The organism is Arminella tubonensis (genome assembly GCF_003240585.1).
Classification (GTDB): domain Bacteria; phylum Pseudomonadota; class Alphaproteobacteria; order Rhizobiales; family Rhizobiaceae; genus Rhizobium; species Rhizobium tubonense.
In genome coordinates this window covers 20,361-38,146 of the sequence record NZ_PCDP01000006.1, presented here as the reverse complement: position 1 = coordinate 38,146, position 17,786 = coordinate 20,361, and the positions used below count along the sequence as shown (strand labels likewise).

Below are 17,786 nucleotides of genomic sequence, written 5' to 3'. Positions count from 1 at the left end.
AATAAAGGAAACCCACGATGAACGTCACCGAACGCGTCATTTTCGAACAATTCCCATTCTGGACGGGCGCTTTGTCCATCGACCTTCCCAAGGTCACCGCGTCGAAGGTCGTTGTGGTCGGCTGCGGCACATCATTCTATCTTGCCCAGACGATCGCCGCCGCCTTCAATTTGAATGGTCGCAATGCGTTGGCGGTGCCTGGTGCCGAATGGTCGCGTCGCCGTGACGCCTATCTGGCCGATCAGTCCGATGTCTGCGTCATCGCGCTGTCGCGTAGTGGGGAGTCGACTGAAACGGTGCAGGCAGTCGAGGTCAGTCGTGCCGCCGGTCTGCCGACGATTGCGTTGACCTGCGAAAAGACAAGCTCCATCACCCGCGCTGCCGAGACGGTGGTCTACCTCCAGACCCACGCCGAAGAAGGGATCGTCATGACATCTTCCGCATCGCTGATGCTGATCGCCGGTCTGCGCATGGCGGGCGTTGCGCTCGGTTCCAGCGTCATCGAGGCGGCCAAGTCCGGGCTTGCCGCCATGGATTCCGCCATCGGCGACCTCATCAAGGGCCGCAGCCATTTCGTGTACCTGGGGGCGGGGCCACTCTACGGCATGGCGACCGAAGGATCGCTGAAGCTGCAGGAAATGAGCATCAGCTATTCGCAGTCTTTCCACCCGATGGAATATCGCCACGGACCGATCAGCCTCGTCGACGACAAGACGCTGGCCGTCATGCTCTACAGTGCCGACACGCGGGATGAGGAGGCCAAGGTCGCTGACGATATCAAGGTCAAGGGCGCCGTCATTGTCGGCCTCGGTGGCCCGGGCGACCTGTCGATCCCGGCCGGCGTCAAGGGACTTGCCCAGACGCTCGCGGTTTTGCCGGCGCTTCAAATCATCGGCGAGCGCGTGGCCGAGGCCAAGAAGATCGATACCACGGCACCACGCCACCTGAACAAGGTCGTCGTTCTCGGCTGAGTTCATTCTTCCCGCCGCTTGCACGTTTAGCCGGCGGGAAACCGGCATTGACTATGAAATCGGGGTTAGCATGGCAAACGTAGATATATCGCAGTTGCGCAAGAGTTATGGCCACGAAGAGGTCATTCACGGCGTGGATCTGTCGATCAAGGACGGCGAATTCGTCTCGTTGATCGGTGCGTCCGGCTGTGGGAAATCGACGTTGCTGCGCATGGTCGCCGGCCTTGAAAGTGTCACGTCCGGAACGATCTCGCTGAATGGCCGAACCATCAACGACGTGGCACCAAAGAACCGCGACATCGCCATGGTCTTTCAGAACTACGCCCTTTACCCACATTTGACCGTTGCGGAAAACATGGGTTTCAGTCTGAAACTACGCAAAGTGCCCCCGGCCCAGATCCGAAGCGAGGTGGAGAGCACGGCCGAACTCCTTGGTCTCAAACCCTATCTTGAGCGCTATCCCAAGGCGCTTTCGGGCGGCCAGCGCCAGCGCGTCGCCATGGGTCGTGCCATCGTGCGCAAGCCACAGGTATTCCTGTTCGACGAGCCGCTGTCCAATCTCGACGCCAAACTGCGCGTGCAGATGCGGATCGAGATCAAGTCACTGCAAAGGCGCCTCGGCACCACTTCGATCTATGTCACCCATGACCAGATGGAAGCGATGACGATGTCCGACCGCGTTGTCATTCTCAACGGCGGCCGGGTTGAACAGGTCGGCGCGCCGCTCGATGTCTATGACAATCCTGCCAACCTGTTCGTGGCGACCTTCATTGGTTCGCCGGCGATGAACTTGCTGGACGGTATCTTGGTGCGAGACGGCGACCGAGCCGTTGCGCAGATCGACGGCGTCGAAATTACCGTCAGCGCCTCGACCGCGGCACCGTCGGGAACTAGGATCGTCCTTGGCGTGCGGCCGGAACATCTGATGGTGGATGCCGGAAATCAAGGTGAAGGCTGCCTCAGATTTCAGGTCAGCCTCGTCGAACCGACCGGGGCGGAATCGCACATTTACGGCCGCTGCGGCTACACCGACATGATCGTGGCACTGTCCGGCCGCTCGCTTCTCAGCGCAGGAGATACGGTGCAACTGTCGGCCAACAAGGAGCAGTTGCACCTATTTGAGAAGGAAACGGGCAGGCGAATCTGATAGTCCGGGACCAGATCACGAGAACACGGTACCGACGTTTGGTCTTGAGCTTCTTTTGGGATTGGTTCAGCGATTGCCGTCACCGCCGCTGCATAGTCTCGTCTCGGCAGGCGCGCGGCTGACGCTCGTTTCGGCTAACTGAACATGTTTGCTTATTGGGGTAGGCTGCTATGATGCCCCAACATTTGTCCTTTAGGAGGTGGCATGAAAGAGGCCGCGCACGCTGAGAGAACGGATCACTGAGATGCAGGTGATGGTCGAGGGACAGTCACACTTCCAGCCTTTCGGCTTACCTTATTGGGGTTTCGCAGATCTCAATAAGGGAGTTGGAAGCATGACTGCCTCTTATGATTTCCATATCGGCGTCGAGGACCACAAATCCTATAGCCATCTCGTGGTGCCGGATTCGGTGGGGAAGACGCTGCGTTCTGGTCGTGTGAAGAATGACCGCCCGTCGCTTTGGCTGCGCTGGGCCTTTGTGGAAGCGGTCTCTCCCGCCATCGCCAGCGATGCGCAACTTCGAGCTCAATACGACCACCTGAAGATTAGAGGTACCAACAAGGCGCGCGTGGCGATTGCGCGCAAGCTTTTGACGATCGCCTTCCAGATCCTGCGTGACCAGCGCGCTTACCAGCCGCGCGACACCAGCACCACGGAAGGCGCGTCGACGATATCCCGGTTGTCCTGATGGCTGGCTAGCGAGCCCGGCAGGACTGGGCTGCGCTCCTTAAGGAGAATGGGAAACCGGGAGCCGAACGCCACTCTGTGACCGAAGCCGAGAGGCATCAGGTCACGTATTGGAGACTGGTTCAAGAACCGAAGGACATGTTTGTCCAGCGGACGAGAGACTTTAGTCGATCGGCGAAAATGCCGGTCAAATAACAACAGAGCCCAAGGAAAAGCCCGCAAATGCTGGTGTTTTACCCCTTGTGTTCTTTCATTGGAGAACATCATGGAATATCGTCGTCTTGGAAAATCAGGCCTGAAGGTCAGCGAGTTCTCGTTCGGATCATGGGTCACCTTCGGCAAGCAGGTCGAGGGCCGCGACGCCGTAAGCCTTATGACGCTCGCTTATGACAGCGGCATCAATTTCTTTGACAATGCAGAGGGCTATGAGAGCGGAAAATCCGAAGTCGTTATGGGCGAAGCGCTCAAGACGCTCGGATGGGGCAGAGACAGCTTCATTGTTTCCAGTAAGGTGTTCTGGGGTGGCGAGAAACCGACACAGCGCGGTCTGTCGCGCAAGCATGTCACCGACGCTGCCCACGCCGCGCTCAAGCGTCTGCAGGTGGACTATCTCGACCTCTATTTCTGTCACCGTCCCGACATCGATACGCCGATCGAGGAAACGGTTCGTGCCATGCACGACCTCGTCACCCAAGGTAAGATCCTTTATTGGGGCACGTCGGAATGGTCCGCCCAGCAATTGACCGAAGCCTATGCGGTGGCCCGTGATCTGCGCCTCACGCCTCCGACGATGGAGCAGCCTCAATACAACATCTTCGAACGCCAGAAAGTCGAAGGCGACTACCTGCCGCTTTATGATCTGATGGGCTTGGGTACCACGATTTGGTCACCGCTTGCATCGGGCGTTCTGACCGGCAAGTACAACAAGGGCATACCCGACGACAGCCGCATGAACTTGCCTGGTTATGAATGGCTGAAGGAGAGATGGGCTAGCGACGACGGTCGTGCGCGGCTTGCCCAGGTAGCAAAACTGGCTGAGCTCGCGGAAGAGATCGGCATTTCGATCACCCATCTCGCTTTGCTCTGGTGCCTTTCCAATCGAAATGTCTCGACTGTAATCCTCGGCGCATCGCGCGTGAGCCAACTGGAGGACAATTTGGCTGCGCTGGCACACAAGGATAAGCTTACCGGTGATGTGCTGACACGGATTGACACCATCGTCGGAAACAAGCCGTCTTCTCCGCAACGGTTTTAATCGGTAGCTGGCGGGCTGCTCTTAACTATGGTTCTTGGCTCGCCGTGCGCACGACCGCCCAGACCTTCGATGCTCGTCTGGGCGCCCAACAGCGCCACCGGGCCCGTCAATTGTCGCGCGGGGCGCACTGCGCCTCTGTGGGTGAGGGCGGTGTCCTACATACGATCAGTCGCGAACCTAGATGGGAGCCCGGAAGGCGCTCATGCGCGGGAGCCAGGGTGAAGCGCCCGCACAGCATGTCCAGCCGCTCGCCTGGTCCGGCATTCTCGCTGATGATCAGGTCCAGGCCAGCACGTTGGGTCGCCGCCATCGGTGAATAAGGCGGAATATTGTTTCTCGCCGCGCCAGCCCGCCATCGAACCGACGTCGGGAGATCGGCACTTGCCGAATCTCCCGTTCGTGCCCGCCCGTCTCATGGCCTAAAAAATGTTCATCGGTTGTCGAGCACGGATCACCCATGCACGGGACGCATAGGTGGAGTGAGAGATTGTCGCTGTTTTAAACCGATTGAAACGCCTATATCCCAACCATCGAAACGACGCCAGAGCCGAGCACGGTTGCTGACGTCAGGCAGCCCTCAGGAAAGGGGATTATCATGAACGTAGCACGCTCTTTCAATAACTGGCGCAAGTTCCGTCAGACCGTTACCGAACTTGGCCGCATGTCCAGCCGCGAATTGCAGGACCTTGGCATCGACCGCGCCGATATCCGCAGCGTTGCCCGCGCATCGGTTTCTCGCTAGTCGCGCCAGACGGCACCGCCTAATATTGCACGACGCCCGCTCATGAAGCGGGCGTTTTTGTTTTTGTGCTTCATGCCGGAGACCGTCTGGTCACCGTTTCGCCGTCGGCGTTCCCAGTTCGTCTTCTCTTGCATAGCTGCCGTGCGCATCCCCGGCGGAACGTCACCCCGGCCGACATTGATCCCAATGGCGAGCGGATCGGGCTATCACGAGATGCCTGAGGCAGACGTTTAGGCGATTCCAGAGCCAGCTTTGTCTCAAGCCGTTCCCTCAAAGGCTTTAGGCCACCTGGCGGTCTGTCGGGGTGGCGTCTTGTGGCGGTCCGTTCAATACTTATTCTTGCGGACGATCTTGTTGCCACGCGGGCCGCTACTCACCGGCGTCCGGTCGCGATTTTCTGCAAGCAGGTGGCGCCAGCGCTCCAGACGATCGGCAGCCAGTTCGCCCGTGGCGATAGCCGCCTGCACGGCGCAGCCCGGTTCGTGGGCGTGGGTACAATCGCGAAATCGACAAAGCGGAGCCAGATCGGTGATTTCACTAAACAGCGTGTCGATTCCGTCGGTAACATCGCTTACGTAGAGCGTTCTTATTCCTGGTGTATCGATAACCCAACCGCCGCCAGCGATCGCATGAAGTGATCGAGCCGTTGTGGTGTGACGGCCTTTGGCATCATGTTCGCGGATGCTTCCGGTCTTTTGTATCGTTTCGGCCGCAGGCCCCGCCAAAGTATTGACAAGTGTCGATTTTCCGACGCCCGAGGATCCCACCAAAGCCACAGTTTGCCCGGCCCGGCACCAAGGGCTCAACGCAGACATTGCATCCGCCGACCGCGCGTTCAACACAACGACTGGCAAGCCACGTTGCAACGCCATGGCTTGCTGCTCAAATGAGTTTGCATCGGCGATAGTGTCGGCTTTGGTTAGCACGATCACGGGATTGGTCCCCGCCTGAGTGGCCATGATGAGGTAGCGTTCGAGCCTTCCAGGGTTGAAATCCGCATTGCAGGAAGTGACGATAAACAGAGTATCGACGTTGGCTGCAGCAAGTTGCTGGCCGTTTCTGCCTTCGGTCCGCCGCTGCAGCACGGTCTTTCGGTCGAGACGGCGGACAAACATGTCGGAAAAGGGGTCCGCCAGAACCCAATCGCCTACCGCAAAGTCAGCGGTGTTGGAATTTGGAGGAAGTCCAAGTTCCATTGGTCCTGTGGCATCGATCCCCTCGATGCGTGCACGATGGACGGAGGCAACTCGCCTGGGTGCGAGATCTGTTTCGCTTGGCTCAATCTGAGCGGCAAAGAAATCGGACCAGCCAAGCATCTCAAGCGATGGGGCTTTGTTGAAATCGGTCAAAGTTTGATACGAGAAGTTGGCGACGTGTACATGGGCAGGCTTTCCGTTGAATTGAAATAAGGCGGTTCCATCGGTAGACAGTGGAGGTGAGCTACTTCCAGTGCGGCCTGGACAGCCTGTTTCGTAGCGCGGGGATCGGGGATCAGCGTGCCAAACCCGACGGCTGGAATCTCACCCGATCCGTGGACAAGAGAGATCCTCTTGTAGCGAAGCATATCGGCGGTTGCCGTGCCCGTACTCCTTCTTACTCATCGAGAATATGAATCCACTGATATCAATTCCTGAAGCTTCGGCAACAGCTGAAATTCATATCACAATTGACTTCCGAAGAGTGCTCGCAGCCCAGGCTCTCACCAATTTCTTCAGAACAGAAAGGCGCCGACAAGAACTGCTGGCAATACGCCATCCACCTACCTCCACCTAAAGCTTTATTGACCAGGTGTTTTACTCAACCAGGAGGAAGCCAGGGAGTCCATACAGCAAGTCCAAGCCAGCTTGGCAGCCAAATGGTAAATCGAGAAAATATGGCTGATGATTGTGCCTCATTTCCCGCACGCAGAGGAAAAGAGACCAGACGCCGTTGTAGTTTGGGGGAACTCGAGCGCCTGGTCTGGCCCGTCCGGGCAAAGTAAACCGTGACACCACCTAAGCTCTGTGGTTTGGTCAGTCAATCCTTACAATGAGTTAGCCCATCGAGCCCTCCGCGGCGAGTTCGCCACCGGTCTTCTTGTCGGATGAGGCGGCTTGGTCGGCGAAGTTGAAACCGTAGCCCAGTAGCTGCGTGACCTGGGCTACGGTCTCCGGCCCCTCCAAAAATCGAGGCCGCACTCAGCGCGTTAGAATACGGCAGTTCAGATTTATGCGAAAGGGCTGCCTAAGACTGCGCGGCTAATGCTTTTGGTCACAGAGGCTACGTAACGGCGGTTATGCGGCCGTTACGCATCATCTCTTCCACGGTGACGCCACTCTCGCCGCTCCACGTGACAACTAACCGCCTCATCTCGCTTCAAAACCCCGACGGGCGCCTTACCGAATATGAGGCCCGCTGTTTTGTCGGCCGCCCACAGCCGGGACTAATCCCGGATTGTGGGCAAGCATGTCATGACGATCCGCGAAGGCTGCAAACAATCCTCGGACGGTCTCTGTTTCTATTTCCCCTTTTAAGGCTGCTCTGCATGCTTTCAGAGCAACGGAGTGGGCCGCGTCGCGACCCGAAACGGGCCAGTTTTCAAGAAGCCGGTAGGCCTCGATAACGGAGCCTACTTCCGATGGGTATCCAAGGCCAATCAAAACCCTCACTGGGGTCTTAAACATTCCAAGTTTCATTTAGCTCTCCCTGTTTAGCGCAATGGCTGGTAGCAGGGCACCGAGCGTCGGCACCCTGCTCATCGAGCCAATCAATCAAGCAACCTTTTGGCCCTCAATCTGGGCCAGCTGTTCGGCACTCGGATCCGACGCCTCAGCCTGGATTTCTATTTTGCGTGGCTTCATAGCCTCCGGGATTTCCCGGACAAGATCAATGGATAGGAGGCCGTTCGCCATACTGGCACCTGTCACCCGCACATGATCGGCAAGTTCGAAGCGATGTTCGAACGGGCGACCCGCGATGCCGCGATGTAAGTAGCCTTCCGGCTGTGCGTCGCCTTTGTTACCAGAAACCGTCAGCAAGTTGGATTGAAAGGTGAGGCTTAGGTCATCCAGCGAAAAGCCCGCGACTGCAAGCGTGATGCGGTAGGCATCATCGCCAGTCTTGAAAATGTCGTAGGGTGGCCAGTCGCTGGTGGGGCGGCCTCGCTGTGCAGTTTCCAGAAGATTGAAAATTCGATCAAATCCAACGCTGGATCGAAACAGCGGGGTGTAGTCGTAAGATGTTGCCATAGCCATATCCTCCTTGAAGCAACATGGTTACAACGCCTTCGAGACTTTCTCGAAGGGATGGCGGGCCTCGATGAGCGACCGCACTATCGATTTTGGAAGCCGCTTTTTCAGTTTCAAGAGGATGGCTCAAAAAATTGTATATGCGCTCTTGGGGGCCGTTTGCTGCCGGGAACAGGTGGTTGCCTCTTCCCGACCACGTGGTAGATAGATGCTTGCACGCAAGCCCTCCGGAGGTGATGGCGAGGCAACGGCTGCCGCCGAACTGGTTTTCTGAACCGCCACGAAGGTACTTCGACGGACGCGGAACCTGAAAGTAGTCCAAAAGCTTCTAAGCCACGCCAACCTAGCAACGACATCGAAATATAAGCGCCGCCGAGGCGGTCGACTCCGGATCGAGCGATGGATAGCCTGGATGCCGAACTGCCTTGAGCTGTTGCAGTGCTCAATTAATAGCTGACTTTACCGCTTGGGCTTTCGGTCCATGATGCTCTTGTTATATTTCGCCACTAGAGTAGGTGCTGCGGCAAAGACACGCTTTTCAATCTCATGCATCTGGTCCTGCGACACTGCGCCAGGGCTGTATATTCAAAAAGCGCTTCAATGACTGCGGCCCGGGATTGGCCGTGCTCTCCAATGCTTTCAGCGATAACCCGGTCCTCGACAGACCGCCAATCTATTCTAGTTGGGTCGGTCGTGGCGAGTTCTTGGGCTGCTATCTCGCCTAAGGTTTTCCTCGTACCCATCGACTTGCGCAATCCCGCGAGACCAATGATGCGCTTCTGAAACTCCTCACCCTCATCATGGCGCGGCTTGAAGTAAGATCGAGCGGCAACCTCTTTGGTGCGCAGACGGGATTGATGGCTTTGGCACATCGATCTCTCCATCTGTGAAGAGATTGGGGAATAGCCGCTCGCGATAATCGAGTGGGAACGCAATGCGCACAGGTGTCTTCGGTGAAGCCGATTTCAAGAAGCCATGGTCGAGTAGTGCCTTCAATGTGTTTCGAGCAGTCCGCTCTGGCGACTTGATGATAAAGCCGATTTCCCCTCGATCTATTGATCCATATTTCAAGGCCGCCGAGATGACGTCCGGGGCACGCTTGTCGTCGATAACATCCTCGATCAATTTGCGGTACCGGCCCTCAAGTTTGTCAAAAGCGAAGACAGCATTGGAAAACTGAATTTGATCCAGGGCAACTGACAAGAACCACTCGCAATAGTCTTGGAGGGCTTTCGTAGATAGATTGCCTCGACCATCTAAATCGCTCATTCGCTGCTGGTCGGCATGATCCATCATCCTTTTATATTCGCCCTTGTCCTTAAGACCACGGGCCAGGCCACGCGAGATCGACCATAGTCCTTTCCCGCCCACACCCGCTTTCTGGGCCATAGCGTGAGACATCAGTCGGCTCACCCGGCCGTTGCCATCCGTGAAGGGGTGGATGAAGTTAAGGCGGTGGTGCGCCGCAGCGATGGCTACGATCTTGTTCGTCGCGCCAGATTGCGCGACTGCGTAGCGCTTGGAAAAGTAGTCCATGAACGCTTTGACGTATTGAGAGGAGGGGGGCTGATGCCGCCCGACGGAGACGTCATCTGCGGTCTTTGACCTGAACGCTCCGGGAACGATCTCCACCTTAGGCCCGTCATGGCCTTCAACGAACCGAAATTCCTCTGGCATCTCCTCGTAAAAACGACGATGTACCTAAGCGATGAACTCGGACGATGTCGGTGGCGGCAACGCGCCATCTCGACTCAAGCGGTCAATTTCCCGCTGAACAATTACATGTGCCTTTGCATCCAAAACCAGGGGACGAGTGGCTTCATCAATCTCAGCGCCAGCAAGTGCTCGCTCGATGTCCTTGGGGCGGGTATTGTGCCCTTCAATCAAGTTCGAATAGTAGCAGTTCATGACCCTCACGAGGTCAGACAACTCGAAGGCAGCATCGTTGTGAAGGCCTTGGCCGAGCTTTGCAGAGGCCGCCTGTATCTCTACGACAAGATCGGAGATCGAGGACGGGATGCTCTGTTCGAAAAAAGCGGGCTCAATGCCGGTTGGGACTTCTTCTGTCATATCTTGCCGATCTTGTGATCTCAAAAACACTATTATATTTAGTGATTTAGCAGGCTTAAATCAAGGAAGTTGCCGATGTTGGTTGCCGATGTTTGAAAGTTGCCACATCCTACGGTTTTGCCGATGTTGATTGCCGATGTTTGTCGCCGAGACTTTAGTTCCCTGTGACCATTTCGAAGCGGCGTCTATTGTATCAGTGTGTGATCGTACCCGCCAACTTGAAAGCACCGCAGTTTGTGGGTCGGGAAAGCCCAGCCAAATAAAACTCACCGCAATGGCCGGAGTGGCATCGGGCAGGAGCGGCACGCACCTATCTGGAAGCATTGGGCAATGATAGGTTCGGGCACGGGCGAAGCACAAAGCGATTCCAATGCGATATGATTTGAAGGACCTGCACTTGCACACTCTGCTCCCGGCAATGACGCGGGCAGAAGACATGCTGGCGCGGCTCGACGAGAGGGCTTTGCGGCATGCTGTCGGTGAAGGATTTCGGGAGCGTGGGCATTTCTTCGACGCCGTCGGCGCATTGTGGGTGGGAGGAGAACTTGTTCATATCGAAGACCTTGTGCTGCATGATGCGCACATGGATGCCCGGGCGCCAACGCATGAGCTGACGATCGCCCACGCGGTTCTGCGAGCACGCCGCCGGCTTTGGACAGGCGATGCGGCCTGGGGCTTGTCGACACAAGGAATCGCGGCGATGCGCGGCGGTGCAAGCGAGGTTGCCCCGCCACGCTCCATGCCGCTTAAGGAGAACGGAGAGGAGGGCGGCCTTGAAGAAGAGGAACACGACGTTCTGACGGCAGAGTTTGCCGAAATCGACGCGGCGATTGCCCGTTCAGAGCGTGCGCTAGAGCAGGCCGGAGCACACGGGCCGCAGGCCAAACCGCTGAACTTTATCGACGCCGATCCTCTCGGGCTGATCCATGATGAGGACTGGGACGAGAGCGAAAGGCTGGGTGACTGGCGCTCCGTCATCCGCGAGGCGGATCTTTTGCCGCCGGCGCTTGGCGCGGCGGTGCTTTACGACGCCTGGGAGCGGATCGAGCCACTGCGCCGCCAGCATTGGCTCGGCGGATTGCTGACCAGCGCTTATCTGCGCGCCCGCGGCAAGGTTACCTCGCATCTCTTTTGCCTGAATGTCGGTCTGAAGTCCGTTCGCCACGAGCGAAGACGTTCGCCGGACCGGATCACGCGTCTGCTCGCCTTCCTCGAAGGAATGTCGGAGGCGGCCGATGCCGGGCTCAAGGAGCTGGACAGGCTGTCGCTCGCCAAGACCCAGATGGAGTTGCGGCTCAAGGACCGTCGCTCTAACAGCAGCCTGCCTGATGTCATCGATTTCCTGCTGTCTCGGCCCATCGTGTCGGCCAATATGATCGCCCGCCATGTCGGCGTCACATCCCGCGGCGCTCTCAATCTTGTCGGTGAACTCGGCGTCCGGGAAATGACCGGCCGCGGCCGCTATCGCGGCTGGGGCGTCCTCTAGCCGGGGCACTCCTCAGCGCCCGGGCGGAAGCAATCTTCCGCGCGGACGTTCGAACGTCTTGCAACCACGCTTCCAGCCGGCCAGTGGCTGTCGGATTTCCCTCACAGCGGTTGCTGCGTCCGGTGCGTCGAAAAGCACGATGTCGGCGGACATGCCGGCCTTCAGGCCGTAGCTTCGGCCAATCAGCCGTGCGGCGCTATCGCTGACCATGGAGAAGACGGCTTCCATATCCTCATCCCGCGAAACCTGCGCTAGGTTGGCAAAAAGATTAGCCATGCGGATTAACGACGCGTCTCCATAGGGCGTGAACGGGTTCAGCACATTGTTGGTGGCGATCGACGTTGTAATGCCTTGCCCTGCCAGGGCGAGGGCAGGGGCTATGCCGCGCGGCACGAGATGGTCGCGGTCGCGGCCGTTGAGGAAAAGATCGGTTGCCGGCAACACCGTCAGCGCAACTCCCGCATCCGCCAGCTGGCTCGCCACGAGTTCGACGTCTCGTGGCGGCAGGGCTGAAAGCTTCGTGACATGACCGACAGAAACCCGGCCACCGTAGTTTCGCCTTTTCGTCTGCGCGATGACAATGGGCAGATCCGACTTCAAGGGATCGAGATCGAAATCGAGATGGAAGTCGACCGAAGTCCCATGCCGCTCGGCGAGGTCGAAAATTCGTTTGATGTGCTCTTGCGGATCAGGATCGGTATAGGGGCAGCCGCCGACGAGATCTGCACCTTCGATCAGTGCCCTGGCCAGCATTGCCTCGGTTTCCGGCTCCTGGGTCAACCCCTCCTGCGCAAAGGCGCAGATGTCGATATCGATCGCCCAGGCATAGTCCTTTTTCAGCTGCAGGATCGCCTCGAACGAACGGAAGCCGGCGCGGGGGTCGATCTCGACGAATGTCCTCAGCGCCGTCGTCCCCTGGAGGAGCGCGCTTTCGAGCACCTTTGCAGCCCTGATATAGACATCCTCAACGGTAAAGCCGGCCTTCGCCCTGGCGGTCTCGCGCACTGCCTCGGCCAGCGTACCCTCGCAGATCGAACATCGTCCGAGGATTCCGGCCTTGTCGAGATGGATATGTGACTCTACCAGACCTGCGCAGGCAAAGCAGCCCAATCCGTCTTCGCGCGGGGCATCAGAGGCATTCGCCCGCCCGATAGTGGCGATCCTGCCATTGGCAATGCCAATATCGACGGTTTCGGGCGAGGCAGCGATGCGGACGTTGGCGATGACAAAATCGAGGTTCACGACCCATCCCTTGAAGGTTATAGCGGCGTTGACTTTTCTTGATTTCATAGAGACTTGTCGCGGTTGCCCGCAAGGCCAGACATGCTTAACCTTGCACCAGAGCCCAACCAACGGAAAGTTTTCTCTGCATGGTTCCGATCAAGGACACTGCCGACGCCTTTGTCGAGATTTTCGCCAAGCCTTTACACGACGCCAAGTCCGGCCTGCTCTCAAACCTCACCTTCGCAGCCAAGGACAATATGGATGTCGCCGGCAAAATCACCGGCAACGGCAACCCGTCCTGGCGTGCCACACATAAGCCTGCAAAAGCACATGCGCCCGCGGTGGCATCCGTTCTCGCTCAGGGAGCCGTGCTTCTTGGTACGACGCATATGGACGAATTCGCTTATAGCCTGATGGGGACAAATGCCCACTACGGCACACCGCTCAATACGGCGGGGCCGGAGCGGGTCCCGGGCGGCTCCTCTTCCGGCTCCGCTTCTGCGGTTGCGGCTGGTCTTGTCGATTTCGCGCTCGGGACCGATACCGGCGGGTCGGTGCGGCTGCCGGCGTCGTTCTGCGGGATCTACGGCATGCGCCCAAGCCACGGCGCGGTCGACATGAAGGGCGTGTTTCCGCTCTCGCCGGGTTTCGACACGCTGGGGTGGTTTGCCCGCGATGCGACCCTGCTTGCGACGGTCGGTCGCGTCCTGAGCCTTGCCGGCGTCGCCAATTTTTCCACTGCATGGATGCCTTCGGATGTATGGGACGGCATCGATCCCGCGCTTGCCGCAGCCCTCAGACCATCCGCCGAAAAAATTGCCTCGCAAATTGGTCGCTTGGTGACGAACCCTCTACCGATTGTCGACGCCCAGGCTCGCGCCGATGCCTATCGCTTCTGGCAGGGTCGCGACACATGGAATACGATCGGGAAGCAAATAGCCAAGGTCAGTGCGCACTTTGGCCCCGACATCGCGGCGCGCTTTGCCGCCGCCAGGTCCGTAGACGACGCAACATTTTCCAGGGCGAACGATATCAGGAATGAAATCGCCGCAGCAATGGATGCGGCCCTTGCCGACGATGTGGTGATGATCATTCCGACCGGGCCTGGTCCTGCGCCGCGGCTCGACGCGACGCGCGACGAATTCAACGCCTTCAGGATGGAGGCGCTTGGCCTTCTTTCCATTGCCGGTCATGCCGGACTGCCGCAGATCTCTATGCCCGGCGCACAATTCGACGGCGCTCCCATCGGACTTTCCCTCATCGGCAGGAAGGGTAGCGACGGAGCGCTTCTATCGCTGGCCGAAGCGTTTTGACTCTTCTGGCGAACGAACTACGCTGCGATCTCTGGCCACCAGGACGCCCGACTTATACACCGACCGACTTTTCGGCACAGCCACCACGGCTTCCGGCACGTGTTCGGCTGCGAGGGTGACGAAATCGGCTTTGGCGCCGAGCTGCAGGCCGTAGCCTTCGAGACGCAAGGCTTTTGCACCGGCGGCGGTGACGACATCGAAGGCGATTCTCAACTCGTCATCGGTGTAGAAACCTGAGCGGTAGCCGATCAACATCGCTCGGCTCAGCATGTCCCCGTCGCCGTAGGGCCACCAGGAATCGCGGATGTTGTCACTGCCGGAAAAGACGGTGACCCCCGCAGAGCGCAACAGCGCCACGGGAGGGAAATTATGCGCGCCAGGCGCATTGGTCATGATCGACACGCCTGCTGCCGCAAGCATCTCGGCCGCACGTTTGGCAGCGTCGGGAGGAATATCGCCGAGCCCATAAGCGTGGCTGACGGCAACGCGGCCTTCCATGCCGAGGGCTCGTGTGCGGGCGCAGATGTCTTCGATGGTGAAAACGCCAAGCGCGCCTGCATCGTGCAGATGAATATCGACGTCGACACCGCGCCTTTCGGCAATGCCAAAAACCACGTCCAGATGAGCTTTAAGATCGCGGTCGAAGCTTGCAGGATCAAGGCCGCCGACGACATCGGCGCCGATGGAGATCGCCTCATCCATCAGTTCGGCAGTGCCCCGGCTCTTCAGGATGCCGCTCTGCGGAAAGGCCACAAGCTGGATGTCGATCAGGTCGCGGTATTCCTCCCGGACCTTCATGACTGTTTCCAGCGATTTCAACCCCACCGAACCGTCGACCATCACGTGGCTACGCATCGCCGTGGAACCGTTGGCGATGCAAAGATCGAGCTGGTTGCGGGCCCGCTGGTCCATAGGGGCCGCGATTGCCATGTTCTGATGCTGGAAAGCGACGCGTTCGCGCACGTCGAAGCCGTCGGTGCAGGGTCTATGCGATATCCATTTGTCGCCGTAGAAGCTGGTGTCGAGATGGATGTGACCCTCGACGAAGCCGGGAACGACAAGAGCGCCGGCAAGATCGACTTTGTCTTTAGCTTTGGAGGCAATGGTATCCGCTGGCGCAATGACGGCAATTCGCCCCGCCGTGACGCCAATGTCTCTGACGCTGCCGTCGGGGAGTTTCGCGTTCGTGAAAACTATATCGATATTCGTCAAAATTCGGCTCCATGAAGCATCTCGGCATGCAGATCATGGAAGATAAAGGGTATGCCCCGCAAGGTCTTTCGCTATTTTCGCCGCCGCATTTCCACGCCTGCGTCGAAGATCCTGAACGTGTTTCGGCCAGCGGCCTTGGAGGCATATAAGGCCGTATCCGCCTTCCGGAACAGTTCTGATGGCGTGCATCCATTGAAGATCGCGACGCCGACGGAGGCGCCAAGCATCAGAACCTCATCGCCGTGATCGACCGGAATGCTCAACGCCTTCACAATATTTCCGGCTAAATTCTCAATCGACCTTGTGTCGACAGGCGATCCGAGCAGGACGGCAAACTCATCGCCCCCGACCCGAGCGACGAGTTCCGCATCGTGACACGTTGCCTGCAATCGGCCGGCTGTTTCCTTCAAGCATTCATCACCTCTCGCATGGCCCAGGGTGTCGTTGACTTTCTTGAACCCGTCGAGGTCGACCAGCAGCATGGCGCCGAGCGCGGATCGGCTCTCGCACAATTCGGAAAGCCTCTGCTGGAACCGGCTTCTGTTGGCAAGTCCCGTCATCAGATCGAACTCCGCCAGATAGCGTGTGCGGTCCAGCAGGATCTTTTCCTCCGTGATGTCCTGCTTCATGCCAAAGATGCGGACGGGGATCCCGTGTTCGCACTCGACAGTCGCGGTCAATCGCAACCATCGGCGAACGCCATTTGGCGTGATGATTTCTGCGTCCAGACTGAAGCCGCTGCGCGTCTCGATCGCTCTGCTGCGCCGAATTTCAAGTTCCCTGGCCGAAGCCTCTGAATAGCATCTGACTATTTGCTTGCGATCGAGAGGCGCTCCTTGGGGAAGGTCGAACATATCGTAGACGACATCCGTCCATCGCAGCGTCTCATCGGGCAGGCCGCACTCCCACACGCCAATCCTGGCAGCGGCTGATGACCTCTCGAAAATCTTGCGATTATGGGCAAGCGCTGCGGCTTGTTCCCGGAGGAGGGTTTCCTTGGCATCGAGTTCTGCCTTCAGGCGTGCGATCAGATTTGCCGGATTGCTCGCGCCAAAAAGTTGAGAGGGCTCGGGTCGAGCTCGAGCATTTCGAGTAAATTGGAAGTCGGACATCTGAGCTCCATGACACCATCGAGCGGCATTGCGTTACTGTTGCGCAGACTCGTTAAGACTTCAGTCATATGGCGCCGTGCGGAGGCTGCTTTCGTACGTTTTCGTGTCGAGACAGGAACATGCTGCATTGCTCTGACAGGCGAAACATCGGGGCTTGCCCAGGCATCGTGTCACGGATCCGTGGGTCGACTGATGGCCAGAGACGTTCGTTGTCCAGCCCGACCGCACCCTAGAGCTAATTGACTGCAGAATAGGTGAGGAAGCCGTCTGACAAGGGAATGGAGCCTTGACTAGGTCGGTTCTCCGAGAATTGCTAATGTCGACGCCGTCATCAAGGCTGGCCATATGTTACAATCCGGTAACGCAGCTTGAATGGCATGAACGCTGCAGAAATTGTATCACGCGGCAGCTGTTGAGATAGGAATCAAACCATGGCTGCTTTGCGCAAGTCTTCCGTGCTTCTCGTGGAGAGTCATTTGTTCGTTGCAATGGCCGTTGAGGACCAGCTGAATGATGCTGGCTTCGGCAGCGTCAAAGTTGCGTCGTCGTGTCGCGAGGCAACGGACTATTTGGAACGCCATACGCCGGATGTTGTCATCCTCGATACCGAGCTTGCGGACGGATCAGCCACCGAAATCGCTCGAGCGCTTGTCAGCCGACGTATTCCATTCGTCGTGCACTCGGGAGGCTGGCTCGCGTCCAGCGACCGCCGGCCGCCTTTCGACACCGGAAGATGGCTGAGCAAGCCGTGCCGTCCGGGGGAACTGGCTGTCAGCGTGAAGGATTGCCTTCTCTCCGCTTGAGAGCTTTCGGCTCTCGGTTCAGCAAGGTCGTCACATGACTTTCTTTTCGAAGCTCTTCAAAATATTCAAGAAGAAGCCCGTTGCTGTTTCAAAAACATTTCTGACGCAGGAAGACATGGATCGCTTCGCAAGAAGCGGCCTATTTGCCGCTCACCATGTCATTCCGCTAGAATTTGAGGATCATCCCGTCGTTCAGCTTCTGAGCGAGCACGGTAGGTGTGATCTCTATGGTGTCGAAAACCAGCTGATGCTTCCGATCCCCCAAGAGTTGGCGACCAAGATGCGGGTATCACGCTACTCCGCCAAACCTGCGCCGTCTTACATCGAGGCAGCGCGCCAGCTACTCGACGACAGATGGGCGTCGGCTGCGAGCACCGCCGCACAGCAGGGAGACATGCAGGCTTTGGCGCAACTGGCCGAGGACTTCCGCGCCGTTGGTCTGACAATGAAGGCGGCGCTCATCGAAGGCGAGCTGTTCGTGGCTGGTTAGCCAACAGGTGTCTGCGCCCGGCCCTTGGAGCACTCCTTTTCATCCAA

The 17,786-nt window shown here is 58.1% G+C and carries 16 protein-coding genes and 1 pseudogene; 9 read left to right on the top strand and 8 right to left on the bottom strand.

Annotation, left to right across the window (positions count from 1 at the left end; translation table 11 throughout):
* Nucleotides 1-17 precede the first annotated feature (17 nt).
* The 5 genes and pseudogenes from CPY51_RS05505 to CPY51_RS05480 all read left to right on the top strand — a co-directional run bounded on the left by CPY51_RS05505 (nucleotide 18) and on the right by CPY51_RS05480 (nucleotide 4,802).
* Entirely contained in the window at nucleotides 18-971 is a 954-nt protein-coding gene (locus tag CPY51_RS05505) for an SIS domain-containing protein (protein ID WP_111159171.1), read from the top strand.
* A gap of 70 nt (nucleotides 972-1,041) precedes the next feature.
* Entirely contained in the window at nucleotides 1,042-2,118 is a 1,077-nt protein-coding gene (locus CPY51_RS05500; protein ID WP_111159169.1) for an ABC transporter ATP-binding protein, read from the top strand.
* A 406-nt stretch (nucleotides 2,119-2,524) separates the two neighbouring features.
* Nucleotides 2,525-2,806 (top strand): annotated as a pseudogene (locus CPY51_RS05495) (IS110 family RNA-guided transposase); the annotation flags it as partial.
* A 264-nt stretch (nucleotides 2,807-3,070) separates the two neighbouring features.
* On the top strand, nucleotides 3,071-4,060 hold the full coding sequence (locus tag CPY51_RS05485) for a potassium channel beta subunit family protein (RefSeq protein WP_111159165.1): 990 nt from the start codon (nucleotides 3,071-3,073) through the stop codon (nucleotides 4,058-4,060).
* 595 nt (nucleotides 4,061-4,655) lie between these two features.
* Complete coding sequence (locus CPY51_RS05480; protein WP_111159163.1) at nucleotides 4,656-4,802, top strand: DUF1127 domain-containing protein; 147 nt, start codon at nucleotides 4,656-4,658, stop codon at nucleotides 4,800-4,802.
* Between the two features lie 326 nt (nucleotides 4,803-5,128).
* Here the strand turns inward: CPY51_RS05480 and rsgA are convergent, their stop codons facing one another.
* From rsgA to CPY51_RS33145, 5 genes are all read right to left on the bottom strand, one after another.
* Entirely contained in the window at nucleotides 5,129-6,118 is a 990-nt protein-coding gene (gene rsgA / locus CPY51_RS05475; RefSeq protein ID WP_111159210.1) for a ribosome small subunit-dependent GTPase A, read from the bottom strand.
* Between the two features lie 1,059 nt (nucleotides 6,119-7,177).
* Nucleotides 7,178-7,465 carry a DUF982 domain-containing protein gene (locus CPY51_RS05465; RefSeq protein WP_338049405.1) on the bottom strand — a complete coding sequence of 96 codons (288 nt, stop codon included), beginning with the start codon at nucleotides 7,463-7,465 and terminating at the stop codon, nucleotides 7,178-7,180.
* Nucleotides 7,466-7,552: 87 nt separating this feature from the next.
* On the bottom strand, nucleotides 7,553-8,029 hold the full coding sequence (locus CPY51_RS05460) for an Hsp20 family protein (protein WP_111159159.1): 477 nt from the start codon (nucleotides 8,027-8,029) through the stop codon (nucleotides 7,553-7,555).
* Nucleotides 8,030-8,827: 798 nt separating this feature from the next.
* Nucleotides 8,828-9,706, bottom strand: coding sequence for a Fic family protein (locus tag CPY51_RS05455; RefSeq protein ID WP_244598462.1), 879 nt, complete (start codon nucleotides 9,704-9,706; stop codon nucleotides 8,828-8,830).
* 24 nt (nucleotides 9,707-9,730) lie between these two features.
* A complete protein-coding gene (locus CPY51_RS33145; RefSeq protein WP_244598460.1) occupies nucleotides 9,731-10,099 on the bottom strand; it encodes a Fic family protein in 369 nt (122 codons plus the stop codon).
* Between the two features lie 370 nt (nucleotides 10,100-10,469).
* Between CPY51_RS33145 and CPY51_RS05450 the strand changes: the two genes are divergently transcribed.
* The gene (locus CPY51_RS05450; RefSeq protein WP_111159157.1) at nucleotides 10,470-11,585 is read left to right on the top strand and encodes an RHE_PE00001 family protein; all 1,116 of its coding nucleotides are present in this window, start codon (nucleotides 10,470-10,472) and stop codon (nucleotides 11,583-11,585) included.
* A gap of 12 nt (nucleotides 11,586-11,597) precedes the next feature.
* On the opposite strand, the gene CPY51_RS05445 is transcribed toward CPY51_RS05450, so the two are convergent.
* Nucleotides 11,598-12,827: an amidohydrolase family protein gene (locus CPY51_RS05445; RefSeq protein ID WP_244598458.1), complete on the bottom strand. Its 1,230-nt coding sequence runs from the start codon at nucleotides 12,825-12,827 to the stop codon at nucleotides 11,598-11,600.
* 128 nt (nucleotides 12,828-12,955) lie between these two features.
* On the opposite strand from CPY51_RS05445, the gene CPY51_RS05440 reads away from it, so the two are divergent.
* Nucleotides 12,956-14,122, top strand: coding sequence for an amidase (locus CPY51_RS05440; protein ID WP_111159153.1), 1,167 nt, complete (start codon nucleotides 12,956-12,958; stop codon nucleotides 14,120-14,122).
* Here CPY51_RS05440 and CPY51_RS05435 read toward each other — a convergent pair.
* Both CPY51_RS05435 and CPY51_RS05430 read right to left on the bottom strand, forming a co-directional pair.
* Nucleotides 14,099-15,334 (bottom strand): amidohydrolase family protein, encoded by a 1,236-nt coding sequence (locus tag CPY51_RS05435; RefSeq protein ID WP_111159151.1) that lies wholly within the window; start codon nucleotides 15,332-15,334, stop codon nucleotides 14,099-14,101. The two genes, CPY51_RS05440 and CPY51_RS05435, sit on opposite strands and share 24 nt — an antisense overlap.
* A gap of 71 nt (nucleotides 15,335-15,405) precedes the next feature.
* On the bottom strand, nucleotides 15,406-16,446 hold the full coding sequence (locus CPY51_RS05430) for a sensor domain-containing diguanylate cyclase (protein WP_111159149.1): 1,041 nt from the start codon (nucleotides 16,444-16,446) through the stop codon (nucleotides 15,406-15,408).
* Nucleotides 16,447-16,877: 431 nt separating this feature from the next.
* Between CPY51_RS05430 and CPY51_RS05425 the strand changes: the two genes are divergently transcribed.
* Both CPY51_RS05425 and CPY51_RS05420 read left to right on the top strand, forming a co-directional pair.
* On the top strand, nucleotides 16,878-17,249 hold the full coding sequence (locus CPY51_RS05425; RefSeq protein ID WP_111159147.1) for a response regulator: 372 nt from the start codon (nucleotides 16,878-16,880) through the stop codon (nucleotides 17,247-17,249).
* Nucleotides 17,250-17,283: 34 nt separating this feature from the next.
* Entirely contained in the window at nucleotides 17,284-17,739 is a 456-nt protein-coding gene (locus tag CPY51_RS05420; protein ID WP_111159145.1) for a hypothetical protein, read from the top strand.
* Nucleotides 17,740-17,786: the final 47 nt, after the last annotated feature.